The sequence below is a fragment of the Kamptonema formosum PCC 6407 genome, assembly GCF_000332155.1.
In the GTDB taxonomy this organism is placed as follows: domain Bacteria; phylum Cyanobacteriota; class Cyanobacteriia; order Cyanobacteriales; family Microcoleaceae; genus Kamptonema; species Kamptonema formosum.
Map to the genome: position 1 here is coordinate 2,250,220 of NZ_KB235903.1, position 24,483 is coordinate 2,274,702.

4 protein-coding genes are annotated in these 24,483 nt (G+C 41.7%); all 4 read right to left on the reverse strand.

Annotated elements, in window-relative coordinates:
* Positions 1-34 precede the first annotated feature (34 nt).
* A complete protein-coding gene (locus tag OSCIL6407_RS0114910) occupies positions 35-5,428 on the reverse strand; it encodes a trifunctional serine/threonine-protein kinase/ATP-binding protein/sensor histidine kinase (RefSeq protein WP_019487385.1) in 5,394 nt (1,797 codons plus the stop codon).
* Positions 5,429-5,783: 355 nt separating this feature from the next.
* The gene (locus OSCIL6407_RS0114915) at positions 5,784-11,171 is read right to left on the reverse strand and encodes a trifunctional serine/threonine-protein kinase/ATP-binding protein/sensor histidine kinase (RefSeq protein WP_007357397.1); all 5,388 of its coding nucleotides are present in this window, start codon (positions 11,169-11,171) and stop codon (positions 5,784-5,786) included.
* Positions 11,172-11,219: 48 nt separating this feature from the next.
* Positions 11,220-18,350: a PAS domain S-box protein gene (locus tag OSCIL6407_RS37110; RefSeq protein WP_019487386.1), complete on the reverse strand. Its 7,131-nt coding sequence runs from the start codon at positions 18,348-18,350 to the stop codon at positions 11,220-11,222.
* 65 nt (positions 18,351-18,415) lie between these two features.
* The gene (locus tag OSCIL6407_RS36710) at positions 18,416-24,448 is read right to left on the reverse strand and encodes a trifunctional serine/threonine-protein kinase/ATP-binding protein/sensor histidine kinase (RefSeq protein WP_019487387.1); all 6,033 of its coding nucleotides are present in this window, start codon (positions 24,446-24,448) and stop codon (positions 18,416-18,418) included.
* Positions 24,449-24,483 lie beyond the last annotated feature (35 nt).

Sequence of the window (24,483 nt, forward strand, 5' to 3'; positions counted from 1 at the left end):
GATTTTTAGATGATTTTTACTTGAGATGCTAGCTTTAATCGTCTGTATATGGTGAAACTGGCAGCCGGATACAAAACTCAGTTCCGCAACCAATCGTTGACTCAACTTCTATAGTACCCTGATGTTTTTCTACAACGATCTGCCGGGCGATCGCTAACCCCAATCCCGTCCCTTTTCCGACTTCCTTCGTCGTAAATAAATGGTCAAAAATCTTCGATTGCACCTGTGCGCTCATACCACTCCCATTGTCTTTAATCCTAATTATCGCCTGTTTTTTATCCTCTGATAGCTCAGTTTTCACCGTAATTTCATTGGCAATTTCTGCAAATTTACGCCCTCGGTTTGAGTCTTCTACAGCATCAATTGCATTGCTCAACAAATTCATAAATACCTGATTTAATTGTCCGGCATAACATTCAATTTGGGATAAATTGCCATAGTCTTTAACCACTTTAATTTCGGGACGATGTTCGTTAGCCTTGAGGCGATGTTTGAGAATCATAATGGTACTATCAATCCCATCGTGAATATTGCAAGCCACCGGATGGTTAGTATCTGCACGGGAGAAAGTTCGTAAACTCGTGCTAATATCAGCAATTCGTTTGACTCCTTCCCGCATAGAGCCAACTAATTTGGGTAGGTCTTCCCGGATATACTCAAGATCGATAGCTTCTATTTCCTCTTGAACTTCTGGATGTAATTGTGGGTGTTTTTCTTGAACTATATCGATTAATCCAAATAAATCATTGATGTAATCTAGAGCAGGTTGAATATTGCCACCTAGGAAACCAACTGGGTTATTAATTTCGTGAGCGACACCAGCTACTAAATTTCCCAAGGCGGACATTTTTTCACCTTGAATGATTTGTAATTGGGCTTGTTGTAAATCATCAAGCGATCGCTTTAATTGTTGGGCAGATTCCTGAGAACTTTGATAGAGTCGGGCATTTTCTAGGGAGATAGCAGCTTGAGCGCAAAGTAGATTGAGGATCTCGACGCGATCGCTTGTAAATACTCCCTTGGCTAAATTATTTTCTAGATATAAAATACCCAGTAACTTACCTTGATGCAAAATCGGGCTGCACAAAATACTCAAAGGCTGTTGACGGATAATATAGGGGTCATTAGCGAAGCTCGGATCGTTACTAGCATTAATCAAGACAACCGTTTGCTGGTTATGCTGCACTTTGTAAATCAGTTTCAGGGGAATTTCCTCACTTTCTTCCACAGGTATCTGTTGTAACACCACTGGTTCCGAACTTTCAGTAATTAACCCTTTGATCAGCAGACGATCGTCTCGTAACAGCATAAAGACACATTTATCAGCCCCTCCATTCTCAATAATAATAGAAAGCAATGATACCAGCAGTTTTTCCATTTCGATTTCCCCAGAGAGAGTTTGGGTAGCTTTGAGAATTGCTTTTAAATCTAGGGTATCTGAGAAACTGGTACTGCCGGATATAGCCGCACTTGTGGATGTCACAGTCCCCAAAGGAAAGATAGTTTCGTTATTGGAAATGAGCGAACAACTTTGCTGTAATATCGGGGCGAGTAATTGGGGATAGCGTTTTTCTAAATCAGCGACTTTGGCTTTGGCATCCCAACGGGCATAACCATAATATGCTTCAATCATGTATTCTTGGGCTATGCGCTGTTTCCCCCAGTCAAGGTAAAATTTTGCGGCTAGTTCGTTGGCGAGGGCTTCTTCTTGGATATAGTCGTTTTCTTTAGCACCGCAAATAGCGCGATCAAACAGTTCAATGGCTTCTGTTTTCTGTCCTGATAAAACGCTTAAGACTGCATTCACGAGATCGTACTTATGAGCAAAGTTTTCAGGACAGCTAGCTACCCATAGACTCAGTTGCACTTGGTTTGATTTAACTTTTTGGATGTAACTATTATTGTCTAAACCTAGAGAATGAGTTCGACAGTATTCTGCTAGAGCAATAGATTGATAGAAATTGATCGCTGCAACCTGATATTTTCCCGTAATTGTACCAACGAGATATTCAGCCCCCCGAGATGATTCCACTGCCTCCTCATAGCGCCCGTAAAAACATAAAATCTTAGTTTTTAGGAGCAAATAGTGACAAATTGCATAGTCGCTGTTGTTGATCCTACAGGCCTCAAGATGCTGCTGCTCAGTCGGAATATCCTCAGCAGGACTAGCTGTAAGTTCAGCAAGCCAAATGTTTAATCCAGAGATGACATCCACGGCAAGTTGATAGTTAAGTTTCTTGGCAGAAAACTCTAAATATTCAGGAAGATTTTGCTGAACTTCTAATACGCTGTCTCCTGCATAAAATGAATTGAGCAGCTTGTACATCAAAAGATTACCTGAGTAAACCATTTCTCCAGACTCTAGCCCAGCCACTAATCCTTCATCAAAAATAGGCATTGAGCAACGCAAGGGACGTACCCAGGAAAGAAGATTATTCCCAAGCATATAGCAAGCTTTGCATAGATTATCTGCTTGCCTGAATCGTTTGGCTAAACTTTCTGCAAGTACTCCATATTCATAGCCAGATTGATAGTCACTTTGATAATATCCCAGATACATTCCATAGGCTGAAAATCCGTTTCCTGATTCAGCTATCACGCCAAAGTTGAGAGATACTGAAACCATCGATAACGCGACGAAAAAGTATAGCTCTCCCTTCTGTAGAACATAAACGGGTACGATTAAATTATTCAGAATTTTGATAATTAGGCATTTCTCTGGATCGGTAGCCTCTGGTTCATCGACTAGCTGCTCTGGCTGGCGATTCGCTAATTTCAATTGAATCTCACGTTGGTAAGATTCTAGTTTCTCTGGTAAATCTATTTCTGATAAATCAAAATTCAAACAAGACAATGCCTTTTGTCCATAGTGAAGCGCTTGGAGATACTGACCTTGCAATGTGAACATCAGAATTGCAAGGTTAAACGCTTCAGCTCTTTCAATTTGTCGTCTCGCAAAGCTAGATATCGCTTTAATAATGGCTAGAGAAGAGTGAAAATCTCCAGACAAATACTTCACTTCTGCTAGATTGAAATAAACGTCTAAGGACTTTTCATAGCATTGCTGCCAACTATCTGGAGGTAATAAATGTTCAGCTACCGTAAAGTAGTTAACAGCAACCCCATAGGCAGTAGACTCTTTAGCCCTTCTCCCCGCAATACAGTTTAGGTGTAAAAGTTCTGAACGTTCTTCGTGACTTTGATGAAGTTCAAAGCCCTCATTTAAGTGATTGACGATGGCAAAAATTTTGCTGCCTTGTTCTTCTGGTGAAACATTAGCAAGCAGAAGTTTGCCAATTTGGAAGTGAGTTGCTTGTCTCCAAGTCTCAGGAATGAGAGAGTAAGCGGCTTGCTGCACTCGATCGTGCAAAAATCGATAAGTCGGATTTGCCGAAGCTTTGAAAACTCGATCGCTATCCGATTGAGTAAAGAATTTATAGACTTTTGTTTTCGGAATTATTAACCCTTCTTGCAATGCTTTCCATAAAGCTGTAGCCGTCTTTTCTGCCGATTTTTCACTCACAATTACCAAGGTATTCAAATCAAATTCAGCCCCAATACAAGCCGCTAACTTCAGAATTTCCTGAGTTTCTATCGACAATTTCTCTAATCGCAATGCCATAAACTCTACCACATCATCGGTGATTGCTAAGGCTTTAACTTGAGCAAGATCGCACTGCCAATGCTGAATATCCCAATTAAAACTTATTAACTTGTCATCGTGTAAAGCTTTGAGGAATTGCGTCGCAAAGAAAGGATTTCCTTGGGCTTTTTGATAGACTAATTTGCTTAAAGGTTGGGCAATAGATAATTCGCAATTCAGCGTATCTGCCACTAACTGATTCACCTCAGATTTTCCCAGTGGTGTCAAAGTAATTGTCTTCACTGTCGCCCCAGTTTTGACAATTTCATCTACTTTTAACATGAAGGGATGAACGGGAGAAACTTCATTATCCCGATAAGTTCCTAATATTAAGAGATATTCTGTATCTTGCATCAATAATTTCAGCAAGTTCAAGGAAGCGGAATCTGACCATTGCAAGTCATCTAAAAACATCACTAATGGATGCTCTTTACTGGTGAAAACTTGTACAAATTTGGGCAATAGTAAATTAAACCGATTTTGTGCAGCACTGCCTGATAATTCTGTCGCTGGTGGCTGTTTGCCAATGATGTTTTCTAATTCAGGAATTACGTTAATTAATACTTGTCCGTTATCTCCCACTGCTGCTAAAATTTTGGTTTTCCATGTTTGTAATTGCTCGTCTGATTCTGATAATAATTGTCCCATTAAATCGCGGAAGGCTTGCAGAAAGGCACTGAAGGGAATATTGCGATTAAATTGGTCATATTTGCCTTTGATAAAATAACCCTGTTGTCGAACAATGGGTTTATGGACTTCGTTGATAACTGCGGTTTTACCAATTCCCGAAAAACCAGCCACCAGAATTATTTCTGTTGCACCTTGACTGACTCTATCAAAGGCTTCTAGGAGGGTTTTAATTTCTGTGTCTCGTCCATAAAGTTGATCTGGAATGATGAAGCGATCGCACACATCCCTACTCGCAATCTCAAAGTTTCTAATTTCACCAGTTTCTTTTAACTGAGTTAAACATTTTTCTAAATCAAAATTCAATCCTAATGCACTCTGATATCTATCTTCCGCATTTTTTGCCATCAACTTGCTGACTATTTCTGAGAAGACAGGGGGAATTTGCGGATTAATTTCATGTACCAATGGCGGAAATTTGGCAAGATGGCAATGTACTAATTTCATTGCATCATTAGAGGCAAACGATAACTCACCTGTGAGTAATTCAAAGAAAGTTACACCCAGCGAGTAAAGATCTGTCCGGTAGTCAATCCCTCGGTTCATTCTCCCAGTTTGTTCTGGGGATATGTAAGCCAGCGTGCCTTCTAAGACATTTGGATGGATCGGGGTTTGGGTTTCTCTCGGTAGTAATGACGCAATGCTAAAATCAATTAATTTAACTTGTTTAGTGATGGGATTGATTAAGATATTGCTGGGTTTAATATCTTTATGGATAATGCGATTTTGATAAAGAACATCTAAAGCATTGCCGACGGCGATCGCTATCTGCAAAAATTCTGGCAGCGAGTCAGCAGATAACTTTTCTCCCACACGGAAATAATCCCGCAAAGAAATTCCCCCAAAGTCTTCCATTACCAAGGCATAACTATTTTGATATGGTTCTAGGGTATAGATTGGAACGATGAGGGGTGAATGGAGATTTTTAGAGATCGTATATTGATTGCGAAATTGTAACACTTCGCTAAAGCTGGGATAGGGATTTTTCAAGAATTTAATTACTACTGGTAAAGAATCTGCTTCCCTTTGCCCTCGATAAACAACCGTCCTCGAGCCGTTGTACAATTCCGTGTTAAGTTGATATCCACTTAGATTCATGGTGATTTTCTCTGATTTGCTGGGATAGTGATTTTTATTTGAGTGGCTGGATCAGAAATTCTCTGCGTACTTAAACTGTTAGTCGTCTATACAAATGGGCTCCCCGATCGACTACTAACTCAACTTCTAGAATACTCTGATGTTCTTTAACGACAATTGATCGAGATCACTTTTTTAATTATAAGGATATGTATAAATTGTGAATTTAATGTGAATAAGGGTTAGTAAGAACTGTCTGCGATCGCCTGCTTAAAGTAACTGTATTATTGATAATATTGTTCAATTAGCTTCGGTAATCGCTCTTTGTAAGCAGGCCAAAACTTTGTACTCTAACGGGTATCCTAAAATATTGCTATTATTGGATAGGAATAGAAATAATAAACTCTGTGCCGACACCATTTTCCGAATGAACGCTGATGCTACCTTGGTGTTTTTCCTCAATAATTTGCCGCGCGATCGCTAACCCCAAACCCGTACCTTTCCCTACTCCCTTGGTAGTAAATAAATGCTCAAAAATCTTCGCCTGTACCTCTTCACTCATCCCAATTCCATTATCTGCAATCCGAATTATTGCCTGTTTTTTATCCTCTGATAACTCAGTTTTAACAGTAATTTTATTGGGAATTTCTGCATACTTGTACCCTTGATTTGAGTCTTCTAAGGCATCAATAGCATTGCTCAATAAATTCATAAATACCTGATTTAACTGTCCCGCATAACATTCAATTTTAGGTAAATTACCATACTCTTTAACCACTTGTATTTCTGGGCGATTTTCATTAGCTTTGAGGCGATGTTTCAGGATCATAATGGTGCTATCAATCCCATCATGGATATTGCAGGGAATGGAACGATCTGTATCGGCGCGGGAGAAAGTTCGCAAACTCGTGCTGATATCGGCAATTCGTTTTACCCCTTCTCGCATGGAACCAACTAATTTTGGGAGGTCTTCCCGGATATAGTCAAGATCGATGGTGTATATTTTCTCTTCAATATCAGCCTCTGGCTGTTTTTGTTGATATAAGTCAATCAATTCAAACAAATCATTGATGTAATCTAGGGCAGGTTGAATATTGCCACCAAGGAAACCAACGGGGTTATTAATTTCGTGAGCGACACCAGCTACTAAGTTACCCAAGGCGGACATTTTTTCACCTTGAATGATTTGTAATTGGGCTTGTTGTAAATCATCAAGCGATCGCTCTAACTGTTGGGCATATTCCTGAGAACGTTCATAAAGTTGGGCATTTTCTAGAGAAATGGCGGCTTGGGCGCAGAGTAGGTTGAGGAGTTCGACGCGATCGCTTGTAAATGCTCCCGTCGCTAAATTATTTTCTAGATATAAAATGCCCATCAACTTACCTTGATGCAAAATCGGGCTACACAAGATACTTTTGGGCTGCTGACGGATGATATAGGGGTCATTGGCTAAGGTGCGATCGGCACTTGCATTCACCAGCACAGCAGTTTGCTTGTCATGCAAGACTTTGTAAATCAGTCTGTGGGGAATGTCCTGGCTATCTTCAATGGGAATACGCTGCAAGACAACTGGCTTTGAACCTGTGGTAATTGACCCTTTGATTAACAGGTGCGAGTCTCGCAAGAGCATTAACACGCATTTATCAGCCCCCGCATTTTCGATGACGATCGTCATCAACGATGAAAGTAGATTTTCCAGTTCGATTTCAGCGGAAATAGTATGAGAAGCTTTGAGAATAGTAGCTAAATCTAAAGCCAGAGAAACATTACTACTGGATATGGCCGAACTGCTGGAGGTGACACCACCCAACGTGAACAGAGTTTCGTGAGTGGAGAGAGTCGAACGGGTTTGCTCTAATATAGGTCTAAGTAGTTGCGGGTAGCGAGTTTCCAGGTCAACAACTTTGGCTTTGGCTCCCCAGTGGGCATAGCCGTAGTAGGCTTCGATCGCATATTCCCCAGCAATGCGTTCTTTGCCCCAGTCGAGGTAGAATTTGGCGGCGAGTTCATTGGCTAGTGCTGCTTCCTGGATATAGTCGTTGGCTCTAGCGAGGGAGATGGCGCGATCGTACAGGTCGATCGCCTCAGTTTTATTGCCCAATACTCGACAGCGCTCGGCTGCCACCAAATCATATTTGTGCTGAAAGTTCATAGGCGCGTGCTGGGCCCGATGATAGAGTTTGGTCTGATTGGCCCAGATGCGATCGAGCAACGCCGCTTTATCGGTTGCTTCGGGATAAGCGGCGAGTGCTGTGAGCGAATCGTAGAAGTAAAACGTTGGGATTGTGAAGAAACCCAATCCTGCTGCCAGGGTTTGACGGGCTTCATCTGCTGCCTGCACAGCCTGAGCGATTTCATTGAACAGATAGAACGCCGTTAGATGATAAACCCAGTAGAAATGCAGCCCGAGTAGATCGTTTGCGGCTGTCAGCGTGGTATAGAGTTGTGCGGTCTGGGCATCCAACTCGGTCTGGCTTTGCGTTCCTTGTAGTCTCTGGATCGCAGCTAAAGCAAGATAGCTATAGTTTGAGGCAGTAACTATATTGAGCTTCAGCAGTGCAGTGATATAAGGATCTGCTTCTGAAACCAGAGTGCCTAAGTGTTGACCGCTCAAATAAGCAGATTGATAGAACCATGCCACACTGGAGCTAGCATGGACAATATCGCCCACCTCTAGCCCGACCTGAAACGCTTCTCTAAAAAGGGGTAAACTTTCACGGAGGTGAGATTTGCAATGCACAATAAATGCTGCCACGACGAAACTAACTTTTGACCGGATACGTCGTGCATTCAAGTTTTCAACGATTTGCAACCCTAGCTGTGCAAAGGCATAAGCAGCATCAACATCTTCTACAATGCTGCTCAATAGGGTGGCATAGCAACTGTAGGCATAAGCAGATAGGGCAGCATTTCCTTTTTGCAGCGATAGTTTCACCGAAGCTATAATCACAAAGGGAAGCAGCAAGGGAGCAGAGACGTGAGCTACTGGCATTAAGCTGGATAGTAGCTGCATTGCTGCCAGTGATTCTGCCTCTGTCATTTCTGGCAAATTGAGCAGATCGTGAGTCGTTTTGTTGTGCAGCAGGTCAGCAACTTCTTCTAGTTCTGTAGCAATCCCTGCTTCAGTGGGTTGTTTTGGCAGGTAAATGTGGAATTGCTTCAGGGCAGTGTGAGCGATGGCGATCGCTTCTTGAGGTCGATTCTGGGTCGTATAGGTATCAATTTTAATTTCGTAAGCTGTGACCCGATCGAGCGGATGGAGTTTTTGAGCTAAAATCTCGCTGACTCGCTGCTCCATTTCGGCAAAATTGCCGCAGAGACAAGCTGCTTCTGCCGCACCTTCATGCAACGCCAGGGTCAGGTTGGGTTGAGTCTGCCAGGTTTGCTCAGACAGAAGCGTTAGACCTGTGTTGAAATACTTGAGGGCAGGTTCATAGGCACTAGAGGCTTTGGCTTTGCGCCCAGCAATTGAGTTGAGTTGGGCAAGACGATCTTTGTTAGCCGAGTCAAGGACGAGGGCGATCGCCTGATTCCAGTGGTTGACAATCTCAAAAATATGCTTTTCTAGCTCAGTTTCAGAAATATTGTCATGCAAGAGTTGACCAATCGACAGATGAGTTGCCTGTTTTTGGTCATCGGGAATCAGAGAATAGGCAGCTTGTTGGACGCGATCGTGTAAAAATCGATAGCTTGGATTAACTGTATCCTCTGCCTGTGAGTGTTGTGTACCCAGAAAAAACTTGTAAATCTGACTGGTGGGTAAAATCAAGCCTTCTTGCAAGGCTTTCCACAATGCTGTTGCGGCTTCGATTGAAGAAAATTCTGAAACTATAGCCAATGTCTCTAAATCAAATTGAGCGCCAATACAGGCAGCAAGTTTGAGGACATTTTGGGTTGTATCGGGCAACTTTTGCAATTGCATTGCCATGAACTCGACTACATTATCAGTGAGCGAGAGCAATTTCACTGCTGCAATATCGCACTGCCAATATCCTACATTGAAGTCATAAGCAATGTAGCTATCCTGATGCAAAGCTTTGAGAAATTGGGTAGCAAAGAACGGGTTGCCTTGGGTTTTTTGATAGACTAACTCACTCAAAGGTTGCGCTGTGATTGTGGAACAACTGACGGTGTCGGCAACCAAAAGATTGATATGAGATTGACTTAAAGGAGCCAGAGTTAGAGTGCTGATGGTTGCTGAGTCTTTCTTCATCTCCTCTAATGTCAGCATTAAGGGATGAGCCGGAAAGACTTCGTTATCTCGGTATGCCCCAATCAGCAGATAACATATCTGGCTTTGACTCATCAACACTTGCATCAAGCTTAGTGAAGCGGAATCTGCCCACTGCAAGTCATCAAGGAACATTACCAGAGGATGCTGCTGTGTAGCGAACAGGGCTATGAACTTGCCAAATAACAAGTTGAAGCGGTTTAAAGCAGCACTACCACCGAGTTCTGGAACTGCTGGCTGTTTGCCGATAATTTGCTCTAGTTCGGGGATGACATCTATTAAAACTTGCCCATTTTCACCTAAAGCAGACAAAATTTTCTCTTTCCACTGCAACAGTTGAGTATCGCTTTCACTCAGCAATTGCCCCATCAAGTCACGAAAAGCCTGGACAAAAGCACTCAAAGGAATGTTGCGGTTGAATTGGTCGTATTTACCTTTAATAAAATAGCCGCGTTGTCTGACAATTGGTTTATGCACTTCGTTAACAACTGCGGTTTTCCCAATTCCCGAAAACCCAGCTACCAGCATCATTTCTGTTGCACCTTGGCTGACTCTATCGAATGCTTCTAGCAGGTTTTCTACTTCGGCTTCTCTGCCATAAAGTTGATCGGGGATGGTAAAGCGATCGCTAATATCTCGCTTGCCAAGTTCAAAAGATTCTATCTTACCTGTTGTTTGTAATTGTTCTAAACAAATCTCTAAGTCGTGCTTGATTCCTAATGCAGTTTGATAGCGGTTTTCGGCATTCTTTGCCATTAATTTGCTGACTATTTCTGATAAACTTAGGGGAATTTCTGGATTAATTTGATGGATTGGTATTGGGTGTTTAGCAAGATGACAATGGACTAATTCCATTGCATCTGCTGAGACGAATGGTAAAGACCCTGTCAATAATTCATAGAGTGTAACTCCTAGTGAATAAAAATCACTCCGATAGTCAATCCCTCGATTCATTCTCCCGGTTTGTTCCGGAGAGATATAGGCTAAGGTTCCTTCTAAAACATTAGGATTTTGGATTTCCTGGGTTTCTCTGGGTAGGAGAGAAGAAATACTAAAGTCAATTAGTTTGATTTGCTTGGTATCTGGGTTAATCAGAATATTAGCAGGTTTAATATCTTTGTGAATGACGCAATTTTGGTAGAGATAGTGGAGAATATCTGTCAGTCGAATCACAATGTTAAGAAATTCTGCTAAAGGTAAATATTTATTTGTTTTACGGTCATTTGTTGCTGTTTTGAGATAATAAGTAGATAGGGAGACTCCGCCAAAGTCTTCCATCACTAAGGCATAGCTATTGCGATATGGTTCTAGACTTAGGGGTTGAATAACACTAGGAAACGTGAGATTTTTGGCAATGGTATATTGGTTGCGAAACTGGATGATTTCATTGAAGCTGGGGTATTCGTTTCGCAGGAGTTTGATGACAACGGGTTGTTGGTTACTAATACGGATGCCGCGATAGACGAGGGTGCGCGTACCTGCGTATAGTTCTTCTGTGATTTGATAGTTTGAAAAATTTGAGCGCGGGTGCATAACTCGTTTATCCTCTATTAGATAACAGGTGAATTTAATTATATTTTATTATTTAACAGGGATAGTGATCTCAAACACAGTACCCTCACTAGGTACAGAGCTAACTGTAATTTTTCCCTGATGTTTTTCTTCAATTATTTGACGCGCGATCGCTAACCCCAATCCCGTCCCTTTCCCTACTCCTTTCGTCGTAAATAAATGCTCAAAAATCTTGGACTGAACCTCTGTACTCATGCCAATACCATTGTCTTTAATCCTAATTATTGCCTGTTTTTTATCTGCTGATAACTCAGTATCAACTGTAATTTTATTGGCAATTTCTGCATATTTACGCCCTTGGTTTGAATCTTCTAGGGCATCAATGGCATTACTAAAAAGATTCATAAATACCTGATTTAACTGCCCTGCATAGCATTTTACTTGCGGTAAATTACCATAGTTTTTGATAACTGTAATTTCTGGGCGAGATTCATTGGCTTTGAGGCGATGTTTCAGAATCATGATTGTGCTATCAATACCATCGTGGATATTGCAAGCGATTGGATAATCGGTATCGGCGCGGGAGAAAGTTCTCAGGCTAGTGCTAATCTCTTGAATTCGTTTGATTCCTTCCCGCATGGAGTCAACTAATTTTGGTAAATCTTCCCGGATGTAGTCTAGTTCAATAGTTTCTATCTCTGCTTGAATTTCTGGGTCTAACTGAGGATATTTTTGTTGGATTAGGTCTATTAATCCAAAGATATCATTGATGTAATCTAGGGCAGGTTGAATATTGCCGCCAATGAAACCCACCGGATTATTGATTTCGTGGGCAACACCGGCGACTAAATTCCCTAATGCTGACATCTTCTCACTTTGAATCATTTGCAGTTGGGTTTGCTGCAAGTTTTGGAGGGCTTGTTCCAGTTCCTGAGATTTTTGGGCGATCAGGGTTTCGGCTTGCTTGCGATCGCTAATATCCTGGTAAATTCCTAATACACCAATGACTGTGCCAGTGGTATCGTGTAGCGGTAGCTTGCTAGTCTCAGCCCAAACTGTTGTGCCATCGGCTTGCAGCGTCGTTTCAACAATACCGAGTTCGGGCAGATTTGATTCTATCACCCGTCGATCGCACTGGCGGAACCAGTCTGATTCTTCGGCAGTCCAAGACAGATCGTAATCTGACTTGCCAACGACTTCTGTGGATGAACTAAACCCTAAAACCTCAGCAAAAGCGCGGTTACTGCCTTGATAGATCAGATTGCAGTCTTTCCAGAACACTTTATGGGGAATAGTATTGAGTACCAGTTCTAATAATTGCTGGGATGCTTGCAGTTGTTTTTCGGCTTGTTTGAGATCGGTGATGTCGATTGCGATCGTGGCAATACCAATTAAATCTCCATCTTCATTGACTAGAAGATTGTTGTACCAATCACAGAAGATACTCTCGCCTGTTTTTGTGATATTTTCATTGGTGCTGCGATTGCCTCCTGTTTGCGCTAACAGATGTGCCACAATCAGATCGAAATGAATTTTTACGGTTTCATCTGCAATCAAAAAATCGACTGAACGCCCCATTACTTCCGCTGCTGTGTAACCAAAAATCTTTTCAGCGGCTGGGTTCCAAGATTGAATCAGAAAGTCTGGACTCCACTCGATTACTGCCATTGGCGTTTGTTGGATTAGCAACGACAAGCGTTGTTGGGATGCGTAGAGTGCGGCTTCAGCTTGTTTGCGATCGCTAATATTTTTCACAAACGCACAGTTATATTCTTCGCCATCTAGTTCAAGGTAATTAACCGTTACTTCCACCGGATAACGATGTCCTGATTTGTTGAAATTGTAAGCCTCAAAGACAAATGAACCCTGTTCCTTAATCTCCTGCCAATGTTTTTCCCAAACCTCTGAGGAAAGTTCTGGGTTAAAGTCTCCAACGCATTTTTGCAAAATCTCGGTTCGGGAATAGCCGAGATCGCGGCAGGCGGCATCATTAACATAAGCAACCTGTCCGCTAGGTTTAACCCACCAGATCGGGATGCTGGAACGATCGATCGCAAACTGATTGAGTCTGAGAGATTTCTCGGCAAGTTTGCGATCGCTAATATCGATCATCACGCCATCCCAGACGATCGAGCCATCGGCTTGCTGTTCTGGTCGTGATGCCGCCTGCACCCATTTCACAGTGCCAGAGGTCGTAATAATCCGCCATTCCTGCTCAAATGGCATGAGAGTCTGGGCAGAATGGACGAACGCCTGGGTCATGGCTGCGCGATCGTCGGGATGCTCCAACATCCGAAAGTCTTTGATTCCTGTCAAGAACTCTTCTGGTGGCACTTCATAGAGATCGGCACAGCCTGGACTAACGTAGGGAATTGAAATTGAACCATCGGCAGCGAGGCGGATCTGATAAATTAGCCCAGGCAAATTATCCGTCAGCTTCTGAAAGCGAGCTTCGCTGGCACGCAGTTCAATTAGAGTTTGTTGCGATCGCTCATAAAGTCGGGCATTTTCCAAGGAAATTGCGGCTTGAGTGCAGAGTAAATTGAGTAGTTCGACGCGATCGCTCGTAAACGCTCCAACGGTCAGATTATTTTCTAAATATAAAATACCAATCAATAGTCCTTGATTAATAATTGGACTACAAAGAATACTTTTAGGCTGGTACTGTTCAATATAAGGATCGCCTGCAAACTGAGGATTTAACCTAGCATCAACAACTACCATCGCTTCCAAACTATGCTTGACAGCATTCACCAAACTCAGCGCCACATCCTGACTTAATGCTAAAGGCATTGATGATAATATCTGTGGTTCTTGTCCCTCTTCCATAAGAGCTGCTAGCCGTAACTCAATCTCAGGTTTAAGCAGCAAGACACACTTAGTTGCACCAGCATTTACGCTCGCTATTTTTATTACAATAGCTAAAAGTTTATTCAGTTCAATTTCCCCAGAAATAGCCTGAGAAGCTTTTAGCATAGTAGCCAAATCTAGAGCTTCTGAGACGCTACTATAAGAGCGAGTAAAACTAATTTTACCCCGCGTAATAGTATCATTCAAGGTACTAGCATATCTCGCTTCGTTTTTAATAAGACTGAGTAATTTAGGATAGCGTTTTTCTAGATCCTCTATTTTAGTTTTGGCTCCCCATCGTGAATAACAATAATAGGCCTCAATCATGTAGGCTTGAGCTACTTTTTCTTTCTTCCATTCCAAGTAAAATTTAGCTGCTAGTTCGTTGGCGAGAGCTTCTTCTTGTAGAAGTTGGTTTTGACTGGCGGCTGCGATCGCGCGATCGTACAGTTCAATTGCCAATAATTTATCTCCAGAAATACGCGCCATTTCTGCTGAAATTAGATCGTAGGCAGCGCTAAAATTCTCCGAGCAGTTTTGCGCCCAAACAGCTAATTGCTGTTTATATTCTATCAATTTTTGCCACAGATCCGATTGTTTTGCCTGTGGTATTCGCTCGTAACTTTGGCATAACAATAGAGCATAGATAAAGCGATGTCTGGCGTAGGGAAGTAAGCCTTGGGGAGCAACATTAACAATCTCAGCTTCAGCTTTCTCGGCAGATTCTAAAGCTGATTCTGGGCAATCGCAGAGGTAGAGTATTTGGCTTTTCAGAATAGTATAAATACAGATAACTTGCCAGTTTTTATGTTTTCGGCAGCGTTCGAGATAATCATCTTCTATAGTTTCCGACCAATTTTTCCTTCCTATCAACTTGGCTACAAGCATTTGACCACCAGTTAGTAAATCGATAGCCCATTGATTTTTTTGCTGTTGGCTAAAAGCCAGCGATTGATTAATTTCTGCCTCTAACTGCTTCAGTTCTACTCCCTGATAAAAACGACAGTACATATTGTGTCCAAAAGCATAAGCCGCATATTGTAAATTGCTGGATTCCAAACCAATTTGATAAGAATTTTGGTAATCTTGGCTGGCTACCTTAAGAGAGTGAGACCAATGGCGGAGAGAACTACCAATCATTAAATAGGCTACACTTTCAGCCGAACTATTATTAAACTTGGGCATTAATTGCAGCGTTAAATCGATTAACTCACCTGTATTTTGATAGTTATTTAAAGCATAACCACGTAGGCCACCGTAGGCTGGGTAAATATAGCCTATTTCAGGCGTATTACCATATTGCAAACACAAATTAACAGCCTTGACACAAATGACTGACCACAGACGCTGATGCGATCGATAGGTGGGCGGGCCCATAGCAATAGCTAACTTTGTAGCCATTTTTTTCTCAGGATCGGTCATCATGGGTAGATCGCTGAGAGAAGCAATCCCTCGGCTTTCTAAGATAGCTTGAGCAGTGGCAATTTCGCGATCGCGTACCACCTCAAAATCCTCATCGTTAATATCAATACCGAACAAGGATAAAGCTTTAATCCCCGCAGCAATAGCTTCTGGATACTCAGCTCGTAGGGTATATTGAATAATTGCCAAGTTGTAAATCTCTGCCTTTTCTAGGGCAGTTCTTGTCCGTTCGAGAGTGCGATCGATCCAGCTTTGTGATGCTTCAATATTGCCATTCAAATATTCAACTTCAACCCGTTCTTTGTGGAGCGCAAAGCATAATTCATATTGAATATTCCAACAGTCTTCCATCAATAATTCCATGCCAGTAATTATATACTCACAGGCAGCAGTATATGCCGTAGAAGTTTTAGCTTTTCGTCCTGCCAATAAGTTTAAGTGGCTCAATCTTTCCTGTTCTTCTGGATCGTTTAATAGGTATCGACCGCGATTTAGTTGATTGACAATCTCGAATAACATTTCCTCGCGCTCTGCCAAAACAGTATTTCTTAAAAGTAGTTGACCTATCTGTAGATGTGTTGCTTGCTTGCGCTCGTCTGGAATCAGAGAATAGGCAGCTTGTTGGACGCGATCGTGTAAAAATTTGTATGTAACAATCCGATCGTTTTCTTTAGTAACTATTTGACTTTCTTGCCCAACATAAAACTTATAAACATCACCAACTGGTAAAATCAACCCTTCTTGTAATGCTTTCCACAAAGCAGCAGCCGTCTCAATTTGGGATTGTTCCGAAACAATTGCCAAAGTTGCTAAATCGAACTGATTGCCAATACAAGCAGCTAACTGCAACACCTGTTGAGTTGATGTCGGTAGTTTTCCTAGTTGTAATGCCATAAATGCCACAACTTCATCTGTAAGTGCAAGCTGATTAACTTGTGTAATGTCACATTGCCAACAGCCTAATCCAAAGTCAAATTTAATGAGATTATCTTGATGTAATGCCTTGAGAAACTGGGTGGCAAAAAACGGATTACCTTGAGTTTTTTGATAGACCAATTGAGAAAGAGTACCTGCCCAACTTTCTGTACATTTAAGCGTATCAGCAACTAATTGATTCACTTGCCCTTGAGTTAATGGTAGTAAAGTAATCGTATTAATTATTGCTTGTGTTTTTTTTATTTCGGTCAAAGCCAGCATTAATGGATGTGCCGGGTTAACTTCATTATCACGATATGCACCCATTAAGAAAAGATAGCTTGTATTAGCGATTAAGAGCTGCATTAACTTCAGCGATGCTGAATCTGCCCATTGTAGATCGTCTAAAAATATTACTAATGGATGTTGGGCTGTTGTAAAAACTTGGGTGAATTTTTGGAACAATAAATTAAATCGATTTTGCGCTGCTGTTCCTGATAATTGGGGTGGCGCTGGTTGTGAACCAATAATTCTTTCTAATTCGGGAATGACATCAATAATTACTTGTCCGTTTTCCCCAACTGCTGCTAATATTTTACTTTGCCATTGCTGGATTTGAGACTCGCTTTCAGTTAACAATTGCCCCATTAAATCTCGAAAGGCTTGCACAAAAGCACTGAAAGGAATATTACGTTGGAATTGGTCATATTTTCCTTTAATGAAGTAACCGCGCTGGCGCACAATTGGTTTATGAATTTCATTGACAACCGCAGTTTTTCCAATTCCCGAAAAACCTGCTATCAACATCATTTCTACCCCCCTATTTCCCCCCTTAGCAAGGGGGGATTCAGGAGGGTTTCCCTCCTTAGCAAGGGAGGATTCAGGAGGGTTTCCCTCCTTAGCAAGGGGGGATTCAGGAGGGTTTCCCTCCTTAGCAAGGGGGGATTCAGGAGGGTTTCCCTCCTTAGCAAGGGGGGATTCAGGGGGGTTTCCCCCCTTAGCAAGGGGGGATTCAGGGGGGTTAGCGACTCGCTCAAATGCTTGCAATAGAGTTTCTACTTCGGTTTCTCTTCCATAAAGTTTGTCGGGAATGGTAAAGCGATCGCACACATCTCTACAAGCGATTTCAAAGCATTCAATTTGACCGCTTTGTTGAAGTTGAGTTAAAGATTTTTCTAAATCATATTTCAGCCCTAATGCACTTTGATATCTATCTTCGGCATTTTTTGCCATCAATTTTTTAACAATTTCTGATATTACAAATGGGATTTCTGGGTTGATTTCATGTACTAATGGTGCTGCTTTTGCAATATGACAATGCACTAACTCCATCGCATCGCTTGATTGAAAAGGTAACTCTCCTGTCAGTAATTCGTAGAAAGTTACACCCAAAGAATAAAAGTCAGTCCGATAATCAATCCCTCGGTTCATTCTCCCGGTTTGTTCTGGAGAAATATAAGCAAGTGTCCCTTCTAAAACATTAGGATTAATCAGCGTTTGTGTTTCTCGCGGTAGCAAAGAGGCGATACTAAAGTCGATTAATTTGACTTGTTTGGTTTCGGGATTGATTAAGATATTGCTGGGCTTGATGTCTTTGTGAATGACGCGATCGCGATACAGTATATCTAAGATATTTGACAGTGCGATCGCTATTTCAAAAAATTCTTTCAAAGGCAGGGATTTTTTACCTTTCCGAGCCCATTCGTGAAGAGAAATACCGCCAAAGTCTTCCATAACCAACGCATAGCCATTTTGATAGGGTTCCAGGCTATAAGTTTGGACGAACAGAGGTGAGTTAAGATTTTTAGCAATGGTGTATTGATTGCGAAATTGCACCAGTTCGCTAAAGGTAGGATACTCATTTTTTAGCAGTTTGATGACAACTGGTAATCGATTGTCGATCTGGATAGCCCGATATACTATGGTGCGACTTCCTGAATAAACTGTTGCAATAATTTGATAGTTAGTAATGTGAATACTTGTGTTCTTACTATTGTTGTTAAAATTATTCATGGCTTTTTTTGTTGATAAATTGATGAAAAGTTGTATGTTCAATCAGTTTGTAAAGCCAGCTCAAATTAATTGTTTTCTTGGACTTTAGTGGGTAAGGTGATAATAAATTCTGTCCCTTGACCTAGTGTTGAGTTAACATGAATAGAACCGCCATGTTTTTCGATGACGATTTGACGAGCGATTGCCAATCCTAACCCCGTGCCTTTCCCTACACCCTTAGTAGTAAACAAATGGTCAAATACCTTTTGCTTGACTGATTCATTCATTCCTTGACCATTGTCAGTTATAGTAATTTTTACATCTTGATTGTCCACGCAGGCGATAATTTTAATCAGATTAGGCTGAGCCTTGATTTGGGCAAAACTCCGCCCAATATTTGCTTCTTCTAAGGCATCGATCGCATTAGCCAGAATGTTCATAAACACCTGGTTAAGCTGTCCAGGGAAGCATGAGATTGCGGGAATATTCCCATAGTCTTTGACTACTTCAATGGCGGGTCGATCGTCGTTCGCTTTCAATCGATATTTGAGGATTAAGAGCGTGCTGTCTATGCCCTCGTGGATGTTAAATATCGCTTTGTAGTCTTTGTCAGCTCGAGAAAAGGTGCGGAGGCTAGTGCTGATACTTTTAATGCGATCGCAGCCCGATTGCATCGAGTCAATCATTCTGGGCAAGTCTTCAATAATATAGTCTAAATCGATATCTTTGGCATGGTCGGCAAGCTCTATTTCTGGGGCGCGATCGCGATAGAGATTGAGATGCTCCACTAAGTCTTGAACTGTGGATTTGGCTTCATATAAATTACCGGAAATAAAGCCAACTGGGTTATTAATCTCATGAGCAACACCAGCAACTAAGTTGCCCAACGCCGACATTTTCTCACTTTGAATCATTTGCAATTGGGCTTGTTGTAAATCTTGTAAAGCGTGTTCGAGTTCTTGAGATTTTTGCAAGATGGCTGACTCAGCTTGTTTGCGATCGCTAATATCCAAATATAATCCATCCCAAACCATTGAGCCATCGGCAAATCTTTGGATTCGAGATTCCCCATGAATCCACTTGACGATTCCAGATGGGGTGACAATTCGCCCTTCCCATTGCCAGGAAGATCGGGTTTGAATGACGTGAGTTTGGGACTGTAGAAAACTTGCTATGTCATCTGGATGTACCATATTGTCGAAAAACTGCCAATTGGACATAGCTTGCTCTGGGGTAATTTCGAGCAAGTTGTAACAGTCAGCACTGATGTAGTTTAACGATAGGATTCCATCAGGATTCATCCGATATTGATAAACCACTCCCGGCACGTTGTCTACTAAATTATGAAAGCGAGACTGGGCGGCATTCAACTCATTTAGCGATCGCTCTAGCTGTTGGGAATAGGTTTGTGACTGCTCATAAAGTAGGGCATTTTCCAAAGAAATAGCCGCTTGAGCACAAAGTAGATTGAGTAGCTCAATGCGATCGCTCGTGAACGCTCCCGTTGTTAAATTATTCTCTAGATACAACACCCCTAGCAACTTCCCTTGATGCAAAATTGGGCTGCACAAAATACTTTTTGGCTGCTGACCCATGATGTATGGGTCATTAGCTAAAGTCGGATCGATCGTGGCATCAATCAGCACAGCAGTCTGTTTATTACGCTTAACTTTGTAAATCAGCTTCAGGGGAATGTCTTGACTGTCCTCAATGGCAAGGCGCTGCAACACGACTGGCTCCGTCCCCACAGTAATCGATCCTTCGATCAGCAAGCGCGAGTCTTGTAAGAGCATTAACACGCACTTATCAGCTCCCGCATTTTCGATGACGAGAGAAAGCAACGATGCCAGCAGTTTTTCCAATTCGATTTCGCCTGAGATAGTTTGAGAAGCTTTGAGAATGGCGGCTAAATCTAAAGTAGCAGAGACAATGCTACTGTTGGAACTGGGAGAACTGGTGGAGCTACTCCCCAATGAGAAGATAGTTTCTTGAGTGGAGAGGGGAGAACGGGTTTGCTGGAGGATGGGGGCGAGAAGTTCGGGATAGCATCGCTCCAAGTCGGCAACTTTGGCTTTAGCGCCCCAACGAGCATAGCCATAGTAGGCATTCGTCATGTATTCCTGGGCAATGCGCTGTTTGTCCCAGTCTAGGTAAAATTTAGCAGCTAGTTCATTGGCTAGTGCTTCTTCTTGGATGTATTCGTTGGCTTTGGCTCCAATGATGGCGCGATCGTAATGTTCAATTGCTTCAGCTTTATTGCCTAAAACCCGATACTTTTCGGCCTCAACTAAATACCATTTATGCTGATGATTCATGGGAGCATTCTGCGCCCACTGTTGCAAAATAGTTTGATGGGTTTCCACCAAGGCTAGAAGTTCGGCTTGCTCAATTTCTGACTGCGTGGTGAAAAGTGCCAAATGCGTCAGGGCTGTATAGAAATGAAAAATGGGAATAAAAATCATCCCTGATACTGCCATTAAATACTGTTTGGCTTGGGTACTATATTCTAGGGCAGAGGTGTAGTTACCAATAAAGTATGCCAGCATCAGTTTGTAAGTGTAAGCAATAGCAATCGCTGTGAGATCCTTGTCCTGATGGTGCTTAGGAATCATCACCGTTTCATCATAGGCACTGCCAACTAAGCAATCTAACAGAATCCTGGCTTCCTTCAAGTTATATACAGTTTGCTGCATCATATCCAAATAAGTCAGGGCAGAATGTTGTTTTATCTGCACTAATACAGCCCTAGAATCTGCTATTTCTGGTTCCCAAATATCCAGTTCTAACCCCGCAAAAAGTTGGGCAATAAAATAATTCAGCGAGTTATAGCCAGCGTTGAGAAAATCACCAGTTTCTATACCAGTTGCATAGCCATCTTTCATCGTCAGTGTTGTTACCCTAAGCGATTCTTGATGATGTTGAACCCAGGCCGAAAACAGCAGTAGAACTTTACATTTGAATTCCCCGACATTAAATCGATCCAGCAAGTTTATTGCTAATCGCCCAAAGCTATAGCCTGTTTTCACTTCTCCCAAAAAGGCACACAACACCATACTGTGAATCATATACCCCACCGTTGATGCAGGTGCATTCCCAAACTGGATTGATAAACTCACCATCGTTGCACTCAGTATGGGCAGTAATCCGGGCATTGCCTGTAGAATCGGTGAAAATAATATTCCTAAGAGTTGCATAGCTGCCTGAGTCTGGCAATCGCTCATTACAGGTAGATCGACTAATTCCTCAATCCCTCTATCACCTTGAAGACTAGCTACGGTTTGCAGCGCTTTAGCAATTTTGGCTTCGTCAGGTGCAATTGGGAGTTCAACCCTCAATTGAAAGAGTGCATCTCTTCCGACTGCAATGGCTTCTAATATGTTGCCCCGGGCTGTCTGGGCGACGATTTGAATTTGGTAAATTTTGATTTTGTCTAAAATCGTCTCAGCTTTTTGTAACACCAGTGCTGCTATTTTTTCCATGCCATCAAAATCAGCATTCAAATATGCGGCTTCGGTAGCAGCAACATGGAGATTCAGAGTCAATTCATACTGACTTTGCCAACAGTTAGTTGTTAGTAAATGAATCCCTTTTTGCAGATAGACTGTTGCCGCATTATATGCTGTAGAATTTCTGGCTTTCTGTCCCGCTTTTAAGTTAAGTTGAGCTAAAGCTTCTCGTTCTTGCGGTTGAGTAATTAACTCAATTCCTAAGTTCAAATGCCCGACGAGATCGAACAGTTTTTCCTCAAGCTCTAACTCGGAAAACTTTTGTTTAAGTAATTGTCCAATTTTGAGATGAGTTGCTGTTTTCTGTTCATCGGGAATCAGGGAATAAGCAGCTTGTTGTACTCTGTCATGTAAAAATCTATACTTGGCTATTTGTTTAGTAGTATTTTCATGTTCCACTACCAATCTTTCATTTTCTTCTCCCTGATAAAACTTATAAACATCGCCAATCGGCAAAATCAAGCCTTCTTGTAATGCTTTCCATAAATCCGCCGACGTTTCAATTTCTGATTTTTCTGAAACAATTGCCAAAGTTGCTAAATCGAACTGATTGCCAATACAAGCTGCTAACTGCAATATCTGTTGAGTTGATGGCGGTAGTTTTCGCAACTGAAAACCCATAAAAGCCACAACATCATCTGTAACTGCTTGCTGGTTCACTTGTGCAATGTCACATTGCCATCCCCCTGCTTGGTAAGGGGGGATTGGGGGAGTGAATTGAATCAGTCGATCTTGATATAATGCTTTGAGAAACTGGGTAGCAAAAAACGGATTTCCTTGAGTTTTTTGAGAAATTAATTGAGAAAGAGGTAATGCCAAAGTTTCTGGACATTTCAGTGTGTCAGCAACTAATTGATTTACTTTGACTTGACTCAATGGCGCTAAAGTAATTGTATTAATCGTTGCTTGGTTTTTTTGAATCTCACTCAAGGTTAAGATTAATGGATGTGCTGGATAAACTTCGTTATCACGGTACGCGCCAATTAACAAAAGATAACTTGTATCAGCCATTAATAGCTGCATTAACTTCAGCGATGCTGAATCTGCCCATTGCAAATCATCTAAAAATATCACCAATGGATGTTCAGCACTGGTAAAGACTTGGGTGAATTTTTGAAATAATAAATTAAAGCGGTTTTCGGCTGCTGTTCCTGATAACTCTATAGCTGGTGGTTGTGAACTAATAATACGTTCTAATTCGGGGATAACTTCAATAATTACCTGTCCATTTTCTCCAACTGCATCTAATATTTGGTTTCTCCACTGTTCTAATTGGAGATCGCTTTCGGTTAACAATTGCCCCATTAAATCCCGGAAGGCTTGCACAAAAGCAGAGAAGGGAATGTTACGTTGAAATTGGTCATATTTCCCTTTAATAAAATAACCGCGTTGGCGCACAATTGGTTTATGCACTTCGTTGACAACGGCTGTTTTTCCAATCCCGGAAAAACCAGCGACTAGCATCATTTCTACCCCCCTATGTCCCCCCTTACCAAGGGGGGATTCAGGGGGGTGTCCCCCCTTACCAAGGGGGGATTCAGGGGGGTGTCCCCCCTTACCAACGGGGGATTCAGGGGGGTGTCCCTCTTTACCAAGGGGGGATTCAGGGGGGTTGGCGACTCTTTCAAAGGCTTGCAGTAGGGTTTCAACCTCAGTTTCTCTACCATAGAGTTTGTCGGGGATGAGGAAGCGATCGCACATATCATGCTGTGCAATTTCAAAGTCTTCAATCCTACCAGTTGCTTGTAGTTGATGTAAATATTTCTCTAAATCAAACTTCAGTCCCAAGGCACTTTGATAGCGGTTTTCGGCATTTTTTGCCATCAATTTACTGACAATCTTTGAGAGGACAGATGGAATTTTTGGGTTGATTTCATGGACTAACGGTGCTGGTTTGGCAATATGACAATGTACTAACTCCATCGGATCGTTTGACTGAAAAGGTAATTGACCCGTCAGTAATTCGTAGAAAGTTATACCCAAAGAATAAAAGTCAGTCCGATAGTCAATCCCCCGATTCATTCTCCCGGTTTGTTCGGGAGAAATATAAGCAATTGTCCCTTCTAATATATTAGGATTGATCGAATTTTCTGTTTCTTGCGGTAACAAGGAGGCGATACTAAAGTCAATTAATTTGACTTGTTTGGTTTCGGGATTAATTAAGATATTACTGGGTTTAATATCTTTATGAATAATCCGCTCGCTATACAATATATATAAAATATTGCACAGTGCGATCGCTACTTCTAAAAAGTCCCTCAAAGATAGTAATTTTTCCGCTTTTAGTGCCCATTCGTGAAGAGAAATACCCCCAAAATCTTCCATGACTAAGGCATAGCCATTTCGATAGGGTTCTAGGCTATAGGTTTGGATGATTCCAGGTTTACAAAGGTTTTTAGTAATGGTATACTGGTTGCGAAACTGCACGAGTTCGCTGAATGTAGGGTATTCATTTTTCAACAGTTTGATGACAACAGGTAATCGATCGCTGGTACGGATAGCTCGATATACTAAGGTGCGACTTCCTGAATAAACTGTTTCGAGAATTTGATAGTCGAGAATTTGAACTGTTGTCTGACGGTTGCTATTTTGGTGAGAGTTATTAATAACCATTGTTCTTTGAGAATTTATGAGTAATCGAAGTGGAA

Excerpts from the sequence above, each read along its gene's own strand:
- OSCIL6407_RS0114910 (WP_019487385.1), bottom strand. The coding sequence starts at position 5,428 with ATGAATCTAAGTGGATATCAACTTAACACGGAATTGTACAACGGCTCG.
- OSCIL6407_RS36710 (WP_019487387.1), bottom strand. The coding sequence starts at position 24,448 with ATGGTTATTAATAACTCTCACCAAAATAGCAACCGTCAGACAACAGTT.
- OSCIL6407_RS0114915 (WP_007357397.1), bottom strand. The coding sequence starts at position 11,171 with ATGCACCCGCGCTCAAATTTTTCAAACTATCAAATCACAGAAGAACTA.
- OSCIL6407_RS37110 (WP_019487386.1), bottom strand. The coding sequence starts at position 18,350 with ATGAATAATTTTAACAACAATAGTAAGAACACAAGTATTCACATTACT.